Annotated in this window: 10 protein-coding genes; 3 read left to right on the top strand and 7 right to left on the bottom strand. The window is 43.5% G+C overall.

The genetic code is table 11. The features are described from left to right. Positions 1-559 precede the first annotated feature (559 nt). The 5 genes from G9G57_RS25020 to G9G57_RS25000 form a co-directional block, all read right to left on the bottom strand. A complete protein-coding gene (locus G9G57_RS25020) occupies positions 560-1843 on the bottom strand; it encodes an MFS transporter (protein WP_113050199.1) in 1284 nt (427 codons plus the stop codon). Between the two features lie 121 nt (positions 1844-1964). Continuing rightward, positions 1965-2630 (bottom strand): ArsR/SmtB family transcription factor, encoded by a 666-nt coding sequence (locus G9G57_RS25015; RefSeq protein ID WP_013369284.1) that lies wholly within the window; start codon positions 2628-2630, stop codon positions 1965-1967. Between the two features lie 155 nt (positions 2631-2785). Beyond that, a complete protein-coding gene (locus tag G9G57_RS25010; RefSeq protein WP_164965658.1) occupies positions 2786-5128 on the bottom strand; it encodes a glycoside hydrolase family 2 TIM barrel-domain containing protein in 2343 nt (780 codons plus the stop codon). Positions 5129-5209: 81 nt separating this feature from the next. Beyond that, on the bottom strand, positions 5210-6004 hold the full coding sequence (locus G9G57_RS25005) for a Nif3-like dinuclear metal center hexameric protein (protein ID WP_164965657.1): 795 nt from the start codon (positions 6002-6004) through the stop codon (positions 5210-5212). Between the two features lie 126 nt (positions 6005-6130). Further along, positions 6131-6694: a 5' nucleotidase, NT5C type gene (locus G9G57_RS25000; RefSeq protein ID WP_016819574.1), complete on the bottom strand. Its 564-nt coding sequence runs from the start codon at positions 6692-6694 to the stop codon at positions 6131-6133. Between the two features lie 496 nt (positions 6695-7190). Between G9G57_RS25000 and G9G57_RS24995 the strand changes: the two genes are divergently transcribed. Continuing rightward, positions 7191-8174, top strand: a complete 984-nt coding sequence (locus G9G57_RS24995) for a glycoside hydrolase family 5 protein (RefSeq protein ID WP_016819573.1) — start codon at positions 7191-7193, stop codon at positions 8172-8174. A 157-nt stretch (positions 8175-8331) separates the two neighbouring features. On the opposite strand, the gene G9G57_RS24990 is transcribed toward G9G57_RS24995, so the two are convergent. Beyond that, a complete protein-coding gene (locus tag G9G57_RS24990; RefSeq protein WP_164965656.1) occupies positions 8332-10689 on the bottom strand; it encodes a beta-galactosidase in 2358 nt (785 codons plus the stop codon). Between the two features lie 78 nt (positions 10690-10767). Continuing rightward, the gene (locus G9G57_RS24985; protein WP_164965655.1) at positions 10768-12054 is read right to left on the bottom strand and encodes a cellulase-like family protein; all 1287 of its coding nucleotides are present in this window, start codon (positions 12052-12054) and stop codon (positions 10768-10770) included. A gap of 249 nt (positions 12055-12303) precedes the next feature. On the opposite strand from G9G57_RS24985, the gene G9G57_RS24980 reads away from it, so the two are divergent. Then, entirely contained in the window at positions 12304-13185 is an 882-nt protein-coding gene (locus G9G57_RS24980; RefSeq protein ID WP_164965654.1) for an AraC family transcriptional regulator, read from the top strand. A gap of 84 nt (positions 13186-13269) precedes the next feature. Continuing rightward, positions 13270-14244, top strand: coding sequence for a bile acid:sodium symporter family protein (locus G9G57_RS24975; protein WP_016819568.1), 975 nt, complete (start codon positions 13270-13272; stop codon positions 14242-14244). Positions 14245-14372 lie beyond the last annotated feature (128 nt).

Here is a 14372-nt window from a genome sequence, read left to right as displayed (position 1 = left end):
TTTCAGCATTGGATTTTATAAATAAAATCCGTACTCACTCGTTGTTCAGTTTTCAAAGATCAAATTCTTTTTCGCTGTGTTTTTCAGCAGCTATAAGATCATACCATGTACATTTCAAAAATGCAAGGGTTATTTTATTCTTTTTTATGAAAATCATTTCACCCTAATTATTCTTTTTTTGAAACGGCTGTTTTGTTGTCAGCTCAAACAATATACCATTTTGCTTTACTGATTACCACAGGTAAATTATGCAACGTTAGCATTTCGGTGTATAGCTATGGTGTATTTGGGCATCTAGATAGATCGCCAGACCCGATCTAGTTTTGGTAGATGCTTTTGCCTGCTCTAGCTTGTGCACCACTTGTTCCTAGTAGCGCCTCACCGTTCCTACAAAAATATATTAATAGTAGGAAGGGCAATTAAACTGTGTAGTTTTAAGATAGAAGCCTATGCAAATTATGAAATGAGGACTTTCTCTATTCGATTTTCATGCAAGCTCCTTCCCCCTGACAGTCAGGTAAACACAAAAAAAACGACCAAATGGCCGTTTTTTGCTAGTCTATGCTCTCTTTGGACGTATCCATAACATGATAGGAAGTAACGCCAGTGCCAGAATTCCTCCCGCATAAGAAAGTATGGAATAGCTTGAATTTGCTACAATCATCCCGGACAGTGCTCCTCCCGAAGCTCCTGCCAAAGCAATAAGTACGTCCACCGATCCCTGTACCTTAGCTTGATTAGATGTTGTTGTCGAATCTACAATCAAAGCGGTTCCGCTAATCAGTCCAAAATTCCACCCTATCCCTAAAAGAGAAAGCGCCACAATAAGCATAACCATCGAATCAGTGGGAGCCAGCGCAGCTACTACGCCAGCGAGAAGTAGCGTTACAGCTGAAGCCATCGCCATCGCTATACGACCAATCTTATCGACAAGAATACCCGTAACCAGGGACGGAAGATACATAGCGCCAATATGAAAACCGATGACTATTCCTACTTCGCCGAGTCCATGTCCATGGTGCTTCATATGTACGGGAGTCATCGTCATAATCGCAACCATGACAATTTGAGTTATTATCATGATTAAAGCGCCAAGAGTAATTCCTTTTCTGCCATCACGAGTAGCCTCAGGATCAGAATTCGACTGGCTTCCTGGTGCTGTCTGATTCGCAACTGCTTTGGCTACCAATAAAGGATCTGGATGAAGAAGTAGCAATAATATTATGCCTGCTAATGTATAGGCTACAGCCGCTAAAAGAAAAGGTCCCGCTAAACTGGGAACTCCAATGGATAACGCAAACTCTCCCGTAACGTTAACTAAGTTGGGACCGGCTACCGCTCCGATCGTTGTAAAGACCATAGCCATACTCGCAGCTGTTGCTCGCTGCTTTGAATTTGCGAGATCTGTACCGGCATAACGAGCCTGCAAGTTTGTAGCCGTTCCCGATCCATAAACAAGAAGGGAGATTAAAAGCAGGGTAATACTGTTCATAAGAGCTGCTACAACGACACCAACCGCCCCAACTCCCCCTGCGATAAAACCAAGTCCCAATCCCATTCGTCGGCCGAATCTTTGGGAAAACCGACCGACGAGGAGTGCTGCAACCGCTGATCCAAGTGTAAATAGTGCTGTAGGAATCCCCGTGAACTTATCCGTACCCAGCATATCCTGCGCCAACAACGCACCAACGGTTACTCCGGCAGCCAGTCCAGCTCCTCCAAAAATTTGAGAGAAAATAACGGTGATAAGCGTACGACGATACAGTTTTCTTTGCTTATCTGAAGATTCCACATAAGAATTGATAAGCGCTTGCTTCTTCTGCGAAGCATTCGTCAAATTCATTAAGGCTAACATCCTCCCCTGATTCCCTACAGAACATTTATCTATTTTTTTCATCAAAAAGCGACGGTCTTATCGGCCCACTCGACAAGCTACATTTGCAGAACGAAAAGCATTCCAAGCTTCATGATCCTGTCACTTCGTTAAGAATAAAGTCGTTCCAATCGTGAACACTCTTATCCAAGTGTCTAGCTTCGAAGCCATGAGCTTGCAACAATTCAATAGCCCTAACCGCCATTAAGCAATACGGGCCTCTGCAATAAGCCACAATCTTCGAGTCGGCTGGCAACAGAGATAACTGCTCCGCTAATTCTTCAATTGGAACGGAAACAGCTCCCGGTATATGAGCAGTTTCATATTCATCTCGCGGCCGTACATCAAGAAGTGTGACCTCCCCTTTTTCCATCCGCATTGCCAACTCTTCCATTGTGACTCCTTCAACATCTGAGAATTGACCCAAAAATTGCTCTTTAATGTGCTGAACTTCAATTAACTGCTTTTCAGACAGGTCATACAATGAATTTAAAAAGTGCAAAACAGATGAGTCAGAAAGTTCATAATAGACAAAGTTTCCTTGCTTTTTGGATTGAACCAACTTAGCCTGATATAGAGTTTGGAGATGCTGAGAAACATTGGCAACGGACATCGAAGTCATTTTAGAAAGAACTTCAACTGATTTGGGTCCTTGTATGAGAATATCAAGAATTTCCAACCTTTTCGGGCTGGACAAGCATTTTCCGATCCGTGCGTATTCGGTGAAAAGTCCATCTTTGAAATCTCGTTCGTTCACTATTAAACACCCCATTCACTAAACTATTCAATTAATTACTTTAATATTAATAACAGAATTATAAATCTTCCTTTTTTTCATGTCAATTCTGAAATATATTCAGTTTTCACGCAAAAAAGCCAGCTGCAAGAGCTGGCAAAAATTCATTTTCTCCTTTATTCCACTTTCAAGCTGATTCCTCCCTGTAATCCCCCATCTGCTGAGGCTTGTAGCAACAGTTCACCAGCTACATTCCCGGATTGTACTATTACAAGACACCTTCCTCTGTGTGTTCGTCTTCCTTTTCCCTTGAAAGGTTCATCACTGGTGAGATCCCCATTGTCTATTCCAAGGATACGGCCATCACCATGCAGCTCAAAGCTCAAATCAACATCCCGGTTAGGTACAACGATCCCGTGTTGATCTATAACGGTTACTTCTACATGAGATATCTCATGCCCATCAGCAGGTAGAGTCGCCCGATCAGCCTCCATTTTTAGAGCATAAGGAAGCTCGGCGGTAGTCAGTTCATGTTCACAAACCTGCTGATTCCCATTGCGGCCTATAGCCCGAATTTTGCCTGGTGTATAGGGGAGTTCCCATAGGATTAAATGATTAGGGTAATCAGCCAACTTTCTCTCACCGTATGATTCCTCGTTCACGATCAATTCTACGCTCTCGCAGTTGGTAAAGGTAACCAACCGTATCAGTTTTCCTGCGTATTCAGGAAATGTCCAATGATCTTCCATAGCTGGCGATTTCCAGTGCATTGTCCATGTCGGATTATACTCCGATTTCATATGCTCATTAAATACGGCTATGTGCACAACTGGTTGATCAGACCAAAGACTTTGCTGGAGATAAGATACAGGTTTGCGAAACCCACACGTGTCAATCAGGCCGGAGGACCACCCTTTGGAGGGGTAGCTTGTTTCTCCCAAATAGTCGATTCCACTCCAAACAAATTGACCAATCACATAATCATGATTAGCGACATCAAACCAGGGATTCAGGGGCAAATAACCTTTAACCCGGTTATCTTTCCCCCGATAATATGGGAACGTCTCTGTTCCAAGGATAAGCGTATCCGGCATGGCCGCTCTATAGTGCTCGTACCACTGCTCCTGATAGTTCAGCCCCAGTACATCCACTCGTTGGGCCAGTAGCTTGGTATGCTCCACCTTGGCCTCAATCGAACCATCACGCAAGCTGATCGGTGTATTATGCGGCTCAAGCGCGCAGGTAACAGGCCGGGTTGGATCTTTTTCATGGCAAAAGGCAACGAGATGCTCCAACATGTTTAGCATGGACGGTTGACCTTGGTTCTCCACTTCATTACCAACGCTCCACATAAAAACACTAGGATGATTTCTGTCTCTAACAAGCATGGCCTCCAGATCCTTTGCCCACCATTCATCATATACATGCTCATAGGAAAGAGATTTCCATTTGTCAAAAGCCTCATCCACCACCAAGAAACCCATATGGTCACATAAGTCTAATAATTCGGGCGCCATAGGATTATGCGCAAAACGGATTGAGTTGCAGCCCATTTCCTTCAGCTTCTCCAGCCTTCTCTTCATGGCCGTATCATGGTAAGCAGCCCCTAGGCAGCCTAAATCATGGTGAATGCACACTCCCTTCAGCTTCAAGCTGCTTCCATTTAGCAATAATCCTTTTTGAGAATCGAGGATCACTTCTCTTATGCCAAAAGGGATACGATAACGATCCACCTCAGTATTGTCGCAATAGATCGTCGTTTGGGCTTCATAGAGCACCGGGTTGTCCGGTGACCATAATTCTGGTTCTATAACTCTCGTTTTCTGCTCAATTTCCTCTGTTTCAAAGCCCGCAAGAGCTACTCGGTTTTCAATTTTTCCTTTTAGTTGTCCCTGTGAATCCAGTATTTCAGTCTTAATCGTACACTCTACGGTATGCTCATGGTGATTGCTGATCTTGATTCTGGCACTCACCTTGGCTTCATCTGGCGAAATTTCAGGTGTGGTAATAGTAGTTCCCCATTCGGTTACGTGAAGATAATCCGTATAAATCAGCCACACATTACGATAAATACCGGCCCCCGAATACCATCTGTCAGGCGGAAGAAGCGTATTGTCCACTTTGACGGCAATTACGTTATCCTCGTCCCACCGAATATATGGAGTCAAATCATATTGAAAGCTAACATACCCATAGGGCCGCTTGCCCACAAAATGCCCATTGAGCCAAACCTCACTATTACTGTGAATGCCATCGAATTGTATGTATACGCGCTGTTTTGGAGAGGAGGGCTTCACATTAAAATGCTTTCTGTACCACCCAACAGACCACCTGGGCAAATAAGCTTGATTGCCGCCATACAGCATATGTGGATCAAAGGATTTTTCAATACTCCAATCATGAGGGATATGAAGGTCCTGCCAATGCCCATCGTTATAGTCTGTCTTCTCAGCGCCCGCGTAATTCCCTTCTATAAATTTCCAGTCCGTTCTGAACGGCATAATCACTCTGCTTCCCATTATCTTGCCTCCATTTCATAAAGTAGATGAACGGATATAAACAACAGTGCGGGATGATCATCAGCATAGGTATGTTCTCTCTTACAATATTTCAAACACGGGGCGATCCTCAACAAAGTAGACGGGGAGCGTTGGAAATTGGACGGAAAGTGTTTCAGCAAGATACTTCATACCAGGTGCTTCACTTTCAGCATGTCCCAGCATGATAAGTGCTTTATTTTGCCCTTGATAGACAGCGTCTTTCACATATTCCGGTGTTTCCCATTCGGGCCCTTCACCAGCAATGATCAGGTCTACATTTTCATGTAGAAATAATGGTATGGCTAGTTCACCACCTCCCCTATATCCGACTAAGATTCCCACTCGTTTACACGGCATAGATACCTCGCCAGCTACTCGTACATAACGAATATGAAGTTTGGCTTTCATATATTCAGCGATCTCCTTAACTTCCATAGCTGGAATAGCCAAAATGACGGAAGAGGGCTGCTGCTTCACAACGTAAGGATGCCAATCAAGCGCCTGAAGAAGTCCAACCATCACTCCATCTGGCTGATAACGGTGTATGGTGTCATGAAAACGATAAATCCCTACGCCTGAGTCGGCGACCAGGCGAGATTTGTGCAAATAGACAGGATCATGTAGTAAACATTCCTGCATCCCGTGATGGCTATAATAAATACTTTCATGCGTAATGATAAAATTCGCGCCAAGCGAAATAGCTTGTTCTATCACATATTGCGACGCACAGAAAGCGGTTACAATTCCTTGAATCTCAATATCCCTGAGCTCTGGGTTAAGCAGATCTACGGTCGTATTGGGTATGTCTATTCCCTTTGTCAGATGATTCACCATCTGCCCCATAGTCATGGTCATACACGTATCCCTCCCCATGAAAAATATGTATCAATTGTACCATTTTATTCTATATTGGGGTCTATTATTTCTAGCAAAATAGCCAGCTCCAAGTGAGCCAGCTGTTTTACGAATGCATCTATTTTTTTATTTCAGAACTCCCAAAATGGAGTCAATTCGTTCTTTTGCTCCTTGCCAAGATGCCATGACCGGGAACTCATATTGCTCTCTTGCCTTCATATTCCACGGATGAGGAATACAAAGCACCTGCTTCCCCTCCTGCAGTGCAGGCACTAAATTATGAGGACCATCATCAATCAGGAGATCATAGTTAATCAGATTCTTTCGTTTGCATGGGAAAAAGTTCTCAATCGGAATGAATGGCATATGTCTTTGAAGCCAATTCCATTTCTCCACGACGGTTTTTGGTTCTGCCGCTGTCACAATAATGACATCAAAAGCATTGCAAAGCTTCTCCATTTCTTCTACGACATACTCGTCATACAGTTCAAGTTCCTCAAACAAACCCGGTCGTCCATAAAATACATCATGTGTGCTTTTGGGATGACGTAGATGATCGGTGTTCCAATCTAACATTTCTTCATAACGAAGCGGATGAGTGGGAAATTCACTATTGTTATGGTATATAGCCCGTTTGACGAGATGACAGATCGTATCGTCCATATCGACTGCTATGATTGGTTTTCTCATCATCTTGCCCCTATCCATTCTGGTAAAAGTATTACGAGAATATCATACAATAATTTAATACCGGGGTGAAGCTTGGCATGAAGCTATACTATCGGTTCCTACATAAATTCCTGATAGATAACCAAACATATTGTTAGGTTGGTTTATATCCAACAAATCAACCATCAAAATAGTTAGGTTTTATTTTATTATTTTTAACTAACTTATCCTACAGAAAAATCAAGTAAACATATCATACATAGAGAGAAAAGTTATAATAAAACCTTTATAAATCACACTTCAATAAGAAACCTATATAGATATGATCTGAAAACAAAAATAAATTTAAAAAATCAATTGAATAACAAAAGCACAAATGATAGAATAACGAAAAATAACTAATGACAAAATGAAAGCGCTTCATAATGTGTTTAGCTTACTGCTATTTACATACTTGCACCCCTACTCCACCTCTATATAGCAGGAAGTTGAATAATATATTTAGGGAGGAATAAAAGTGAAAACATTGTTAAGAAAAGCATTATTGTCTGGACTCGCTGGTCTGCTTATCATGATTGGTTTGGGGGGATTCTTCTCCAAGGCGCAAGCTGCTTCAGGTTTTTATGTAAGCGGTACCAAATTGTATGACTCTACAGGCAAGCCGTTCGTTATGAGAGGCGTCAATCATGCTCACACTTGGTACAAAAACGATCTTTATACTGCCATCCCAGCCATTGCCAAGACAGGTGCTAATACCGTTCGGATTGTCCTTTCTAACGGAACACAATACACCAAGGATGACATAAATTCCGTAAAAAATATTATCTCCCTAGTCACAAGTTATAAAATGATTCCTGTACTTGAGGTTCATGACGCTACGGGTAAAGACGACTATGCGTCTTTGGATGCGGCTGTGAATTACTGGATTAGCATAAAAGATGCCCTGATCGGCAAGGAAGATCGGGTTATCGTGAACATTGCGAACGAATGGTATGGCTCTTGGAATGGAGGCGGCTGGGCAGATGGGTATAAGCAAGCAATTCCCAAGCTGAGAAACGCAGGTATTAAAAATACGCTCATCGTCGATTGTGCTGGTTGGGGGCAATATCCTCAATCTATCAATGACTTCGGTAAGTCTGTATTTGCAGCTGATTCTTTGAAGAATACGGTATTCTCCATCCATATGTATGAGTTCGCTGGTAAAGATGTTCAAACTGTTCGAACCAATATTGATAACGTTCTGAATCAAGGACTCCCTCTGATTATTGGTGAATTTGGCGGTTACCACCAGGGAGCAGACGTCGACGAGACAGAAATCATGAGATACGGCCAATCCAAAGGCATAGGCTGGTTAGCTTGGTCCTGGTACGGTAATAGCTCCAACCTTTCTTATCTTGATCTTGTAACAGGACCTAACGGTAATCTGACCGATTGGGGCCGCACTGTGGTAGAAGGAACCAACGGTATCAAAGAAACATCGAAAAAAGCCGGTATCTACTAAAAAGACAATGAGAATATAAAAAGGCTCATAGATTGATTCGTGCAAAAGGGTGCATTGTTGCGCCATTTTAGAAAAAAGAATCAATCTATGAGCTATTCATTTTTAATACTTTGCACTAAAGTATTCGCTGAGCGTCTCTGATCTTACACTTTCTGGGTTATACAGTGATTTTGATTTCATACACAGGCACTATGCTGACCGCGCCGATGTTCGCGATTCGTTCCTCCGTTGTCTCTTTCCAGCCAGCCATGGTTGTATTGCTGTTTACAACCCTGCCCTTTCGAATTGGAGAAACATATACGTACATCCCTCGCTCGATGAGCCGATGTTTAAATGATTTTAAACCTATTTCCCAGGTCGTATGGTTGCAGAAATTATCGTGAATGAGTTCGCCATCAATAAATGCATAACCGATATCTCCCGTATAATTGATACGCAGCAGAGCCTCTTTGATCCCATCAAGGGCATTTGTTTCAAAATCAAGGACGAATTTATCATGATTCACCCTTTTCAGATTAAAGTGTATTTCTTTCTTTGAAACTCTTAACTGATACGTTGTAAATAATTCACTTTCTGTTGTTGCAAGCAACTCTCCACCGGATATGGATGTGATTGAGTCGTCAAAATCCGGGAATACACTGAGTGTTACAGTCTCCTGATCTGTTGATTCCAGTCTTATCTCTGCTCCAGATACAAGTAAATTGGCACTTGTCAGGATAACTCTGTCCCGACCTTGCAGGTTGACCTTCCAAAACGCCAAGCTTTGTTCATCAGTCATCGTATAGATGGCGACTTTTTGGCCACTTTCAGATACCAGGCGAATGACACTCTCTTCCTCTTCAGCAACCTGAATGATCGTATTCTCATCCAATTGCTCTATCGAACCTTTGTCGATTGTGGCACGGATGATATGTTTTGATTCCAATGCATACGTTCCTTTCATCCCGTCTGGTACAAAGAAAAAATAATATATTTCTCCATCCTCTTCTATCCTTGTTATCAGCTGGGCTGTTGCATATTTGAGCTTTATTCCATCCAAATTGAGGTTAAAAGGCAAAATAGCGAAGCTATCCCGTCCTAATGTCAGTTCACCTTGACTAGGGATTACAATCGTTTCCTCAGGCAGGTCAATGCTTACATTGAAATTGCACAGGTCGTAATTTTCAACATGGTCCTGAAAATTATTTAGAAACAGGTACCCCGCCCCGGCACTGGAGCGAATCGCATATCGTAAGGTATCCACATCATAAGGGTCCATTGGGGACGTGTCCTCTGGCAGAATAGTCTTCGTCAGAGAGAATTGCTTTTGAAACGTTGAAAGAAAATAATGCTGTAGCTTTGTTCTTCGGTATGACTCCCTTATTTGACCGAATTCTCCAATCATGGCATTGAAATCATAGGATATTTTAGGTGTAGCCATATCGTTTGTGAACGGGTTAACCTTACCTCGCGGATTGGAACCCCCATGATACATATAGTATCCGATCAGGTTACAGCCTTCTGCAACCTTCATGACAGTCATCGCTGGAACACTGCGATAGGGAAAGGCAAACCGGTATTTATAAAACTGAACCATACCGCCACCCATTTCGCAGCAAGCGTACGGATAGTCTTCCGGGGCGTATAGGGGCTCAAAATTGTAGCTTTTCGGAATCTTGTTATTATGCTTGTCTCGGAAAATGTATTCCGGTGTCGCAGGATGCTCATCCTTCCCCTTCAACCGTTCCTCTTCATAATAGATCCACGGCCAGTAGGCATATCCGCCCCATAATGGCAGCATATCAGGAACAGGCGTTGTCGCTCCTCCCCATCCTGTGCATGTATAGATCGGAGTATCAATCCCCGCTTTCAGAGCTATTTCTTTAAGTTTTAACATATGCGAATTACCGTCACTTCCAGAGTTTAACCACATATCATTAATTCCTACAGTCAATCCCCACTGAGCAGAGGAATGATGATGCTCGTTTTCGATTTGGGTGCCGATAATCGGCCCACCCTCCTTATATAACAGCCCTTTAACCTGAAGACCGATTTCGTTATACATTCTTCTCGTATAAAACAAATATCCCTCATCATTAGAACGAACCTCAAATGGGCGGCCAAATAGCCAATCCGGTATACCGCCGTTTCGGATTTCGCCATGATTGAAGGGTCCGATTCGGATAATGACATAGAGCTGATGTTTGCCACATAACTCAATAAAATAGCGGAGGTTTTTGTTCCCACTCCAATTAAAAACACCTTCAACTTCTTCATGTAGATTCCAAAAAACATAAGTCGCAATGATATTGACGCCACCCATTTTTACTTTAATAATTTCGTCTTCCCAACAGCGTTCATCATAGCGTGCATAATGGAATTCACCACAAATCCCGAAAAAAGGATCTCCATCCTTCTCCATAAAATAGTTGGTGAATCCGATTTGTTCTCCCTTTGGATTGGTGCCGCCAAGTTTGAGATGCCCTTTCACAATATGCTTGTGATCATCTTGGACCGTAATTCGATAGTTTCTCATGAAGTTCACTCCCCTCAATCGTTCATATTGAATGACACCAGCTATCTCAGAGACAATAGATTGTCTAGGAAGGAACCTCTAATCTGAATTTAGGATAAATTGGTTCCACTTGCGCTGCCAGGCTATATCATTCCAGAACGGATGATGCGGAGCACAGTTGGAGCAGAGGGTCATTCCCCAGAACCCCAGTGTCATTCCTTTTCGCAACACATATTCAGCTATATATTTACCGACCGGACCTTCTTCAAATTGGGCATGCAGTGGCGTATAGCCTACATAACCTTCTCCTATGACAATTGGAATACCGGAACGACGGGTCCACTCATGAATCTCCTCCAATCGGGAGTCGGCCTTTTGCAACATGGCCATTTTATGATCTCCGTACCGATCGTACAAAAATAGATCCCATTGATCCGGATCTACCCAGTCGTGTAAATAAATAAGCCTCATGCCAACGGGATTGCCTTCCATCCGCCAATTTTGCTCTGGAGGCAGAGCCCATTCTGCAAATGGAGGGGCATCTTCCCTCAATAGGGATTGGACGAATGAATTGGGGAATGGCGCCAACTCATCAACAAGCCCCGCCGTTTCCATCAACTCATTCAGCACCCCTTTAATATAAAGATGAAAATGGGCCACCTGCATATTGCGCGCCACGTAAGCTTTGGGGTAGGCTTCATTTAACGTATAGCTGGCTGTCATCATAATATCTGGATGGCTTTGGCGAAGATATTCAATCGCTTCTTCTACGTAAGGCTGCATTGCTTCAATAATTGCCGGTACGTTCGTTTCTGCTATGCCCTCAGACGTTCCGACGGCGTTTAGCTGCCCAAATTCCACTTCGTTATGCAGCTCTGTATAGATAATCTGATCCCTATAGCCTTCTGCTGTAACAAATCGAATCAATTGATCCATTGATTTTGCAATCGTCATGAATCTTTCCTTAGGTGGGATCGCAACTAATTCATCTCTAAGCTCAGCATGGGCCAGGAAGGTCGGACTCTGCTGATATTCCCAAGAGGATAATATAATGTGACAATTATGAGCCTTTGCCTGTCTAAACAGTTCGAGCAAATGAGCATGCCCATCCAGCACTGCACCGCCGCGACAGTTATACCAGCGCGTACGCTGGCCCACTTTCCCCAGACTCGCAAACTCCAATGGACCTGGGCGTTTGCCATCCACCGTAAACAACATGAAGGGCATAGCGCATATTCGGATCGTATTGTAGCCTCTTTCGATCGCTTCCTGAAAACGAGCTGCCAGGTCGCTGTAGGGCTCCCCCTCCTGTGTCATGGTATACCAAGAGAAGTCCCACATCGTGATCGTCAATTTGCGCGGTACATTTCTCATCAGATTACTCATGTGATTTCCCTCCCAGCCCCAGTTCATAGGGTTCAATGCTCCTTAATCTACAAGCCTTCCGCAGCCCTTCTACAGCCTGTTCAATCTGACCGGTTACCTTCATTTTCAATTCATCACTCCCTCATAATCGCTCTTATATCAAAGCTTACAAGTAAGCGGTATCACAGACAATTGACAATCCACTGTTTATGATGGATTATATACGTATTTCATCATTAGAGCCGCCTACGGCTGGGAGATAAATAGATTATGACTAAGAAAGCCGATGGATTTGAGCGTAAAAAGGTATATGTCCTTCCTCCCTATATGCTGAAAAAATTAAAAATGAATCCGCTTACGGAAGATTTATATATTACGGATATAGGCTGCTTTAGCCATGCCCGTCATCATTTTCGTGAAAGAACAAATGGCTGCGACTCTCATATATTCATTTACTGTGCGAGCGGAAAAGGCTGGATACGAACCAAGGATAACCTAACCATTGTCCTGAAAGAGCGAAGCTTTGCGTACATTCCTAGGGACATGCCGCATGCTTATGGGGCTGACGATGAAGATCCATGGACAATTTACTGGTTTCATCTTAAAGGGGATCAAATGGATGATTTTATGGATTTGTTTGAGCCGTTTAAAATGTATATTTCGCTGGCCGTTAGTGATGAAATCAAACTGCTGGAGCTATTTCATCAGTGTTACACCCTTTTACTGAACAAATCATACTCCATGATACATTTAGTTCAAGTGTCGCAAACCATCCGCTATCTGCTGAGTTTTGTTGTATCCGTTGCAGCTCGCAAGGAAGACAGCACGTACCAGAGCCATGTCGATAAGGCCATACGTTATATGGGCGAACAATTGGAATCCACCGTTTCGCTTGATGAGCTTAGCCAGCATGTTCAGGTATCCAAGCAGCATTTAAACCTAATATTCAAGCAATCAACCGGGTATTCCCCTGTCGATTACTATTTAAGAATGAAAATTCAAAGAGCCAGTCAGCTTTTGGATTTAACGAATGCTTCTATTAAAGAAATTAGCATACAACTCGGTTTTAGGGACCCTTATTACTTCTCCAGGCTATTCAAAAAAATAATGGGCTGCTCTCCTCTGGCGTACCGAAATAATTTAAAGGGCTGATCCATAGATGATCTTCCCCCTACACGGATCATTTACGGATCAAGGGGCAAGGTCTATACTTAAGTACAAAAAAGGAAGTTTTGTATGCTCCTAACGTTGAATCGTAGACTCAATTCAGCTATGCCGCTAATCACACCCATCAGCATTCTAATCGGCGTCCTGATCGGTACGCCGTTGTCCCAATATACCGAGCTTTCTCCCTGGCTATTTGCCTTCATGACCTTCGCGGGCAGCATCAGCATGGGGTTCAAGGATTTTATCCATGTAATCAAGCATCCGGGTCCGCTGATCGCCTGTCTGTTTATTCTTCACCTAGCCATGCCGCTGCTCGCCATGATGCTTGGGCATCTGGCTTTCAGTGACGATCCTTATACGATTACTGGACTGATTCTTGGTGCAGCTATCCCTACTGGCATTTCCAGCTTCGTCTGGGTTAACATCTACAAAGGCAATACAGCCCTTACATTGGCGATCATTCTAATCGATACAATTTTGGCCCCGTTCGCTGTGCCCGGCATTATGTCCCTGCTGATCGGAGCGAATGTCCAGCTCGACACCTGGGCAATGATGCAAAGCCTGTTCTGGATGATTGTCGTTCCTTCATTAATTGGCATGGTGCTGAACGAATGGACCAAAGGAAAGATTAAGCAGGTGTGGGGGCCTCGGCTGGGCCCGTTCTCCAAGCTAGCTATGGCTCTGGTCGTCATGATTAACGGATCTGTCATCGCACCTTACCTGGTTGACTTTAATCTCAAGCTTGTCGGAGTATGTCTCTCCATCATTATCCTTGCCTCCACTGGATATGCGATTGGGTATCTCATATCATGGCTGATGCGGTGGAATAATGCAGACCGTACGGCGCTTGTCTTTAACGGCGGCATGCGCAATATTAGCGCGGGGGCCGTGCTTGCTATCACCTACTTCCCGGCTCCCGTAGCACTGCCCGTTGTACTCGGAATGATTTTTCAGCAATCCACAGCATCTCTGGTCGGATTTCTGCTGAGCCGCCGCGACCGCGCCAACGCTAAGAATAAGCGCAGTACGCTCTCTGCTTCCTAAAGTCGGAGCGGTTACAATGATTAATAAAAAGAAGCCGCCAACATGGCGGCTTCAGGCTGTCGAGAAAGTTTCGACAGCCTATTTTTATGTTAAATTTGTTTAAGACGACACCGCGTTAATGTTATATA

The organism is Paenibacillus sp. EKM211P (assembly GCF_011066175.1).
In the GTDB taxonomy this organism is placed as follows: domain Bacteria; phylum Bacillota; class Bacilli; order Paenibacillales; family Paenibacillaceae; genus Paenibacillus; species Paenibacillus polymyxa.
This window is presented reverse-complemented; position numbering and strand designations above follow the sequence as displayed.

Excerpts from the sequence above, each read along its gene's own strand:
- G9G57_RS25010 (WP_164965658.1), bottom strand. The coding sequence starts at position 5,128 with ATGGGAAGCAGAGTGATTATGCCGTTCAGAACGGACTGGAAATTTATA.
- G9G57_RS24985 (WP_164965655.1), bottom strand. The coding sequence starts at position 12,054 with ATGAGTAATCTGATGAGAAATGTACCGCGCAAATTGACGATCACGATG.
- G9G57_RS24990 (WP_164965656.1), bottom strand. The coding sequence starts at position 10,689 with ATGAGAAACTATCGAATTACGGTCCAAGATGATCACAAGCATATTGTG.
- G9G57_RS25000 (WP_016819574.1), bottom strand. The coding sequence starts at position 6,694 with ATGAGAAAACCAATCATAGCAGTCGATATGGACGATACGATCTGTCAT.
- G9G57_RS25005 (WP_164965657.1), bottom strand. The coding sequence starts at position 6,004 with ATGACCATGACTATGGGGCAGATGGTGAATCATCTGACAAAGGGAATA.
- G9G57_RS24975 (WP_016819568.1), top strand. The coding sequence starts at position 13,270 with ATGCTCCTAACGTTGAATCGTAGACTCAATTCAGCTATGCCGCTAATC.
- G9G57_RS25020 (WP_113050199.1), bottom strand. The coding sequence starts at position 1,843 with ATGAATTTGACGAATGCTTCGCAGAAGAAGCAAGCGCTTATCAATTCT.
- G9G57_RS24980 (WP_164965654.1), top strand. The coding sequence starts at position 12,304 with ATGACTAAGAAAGCCGATGGATTTGAGCGTAAAAAGGTATATGTCCTT.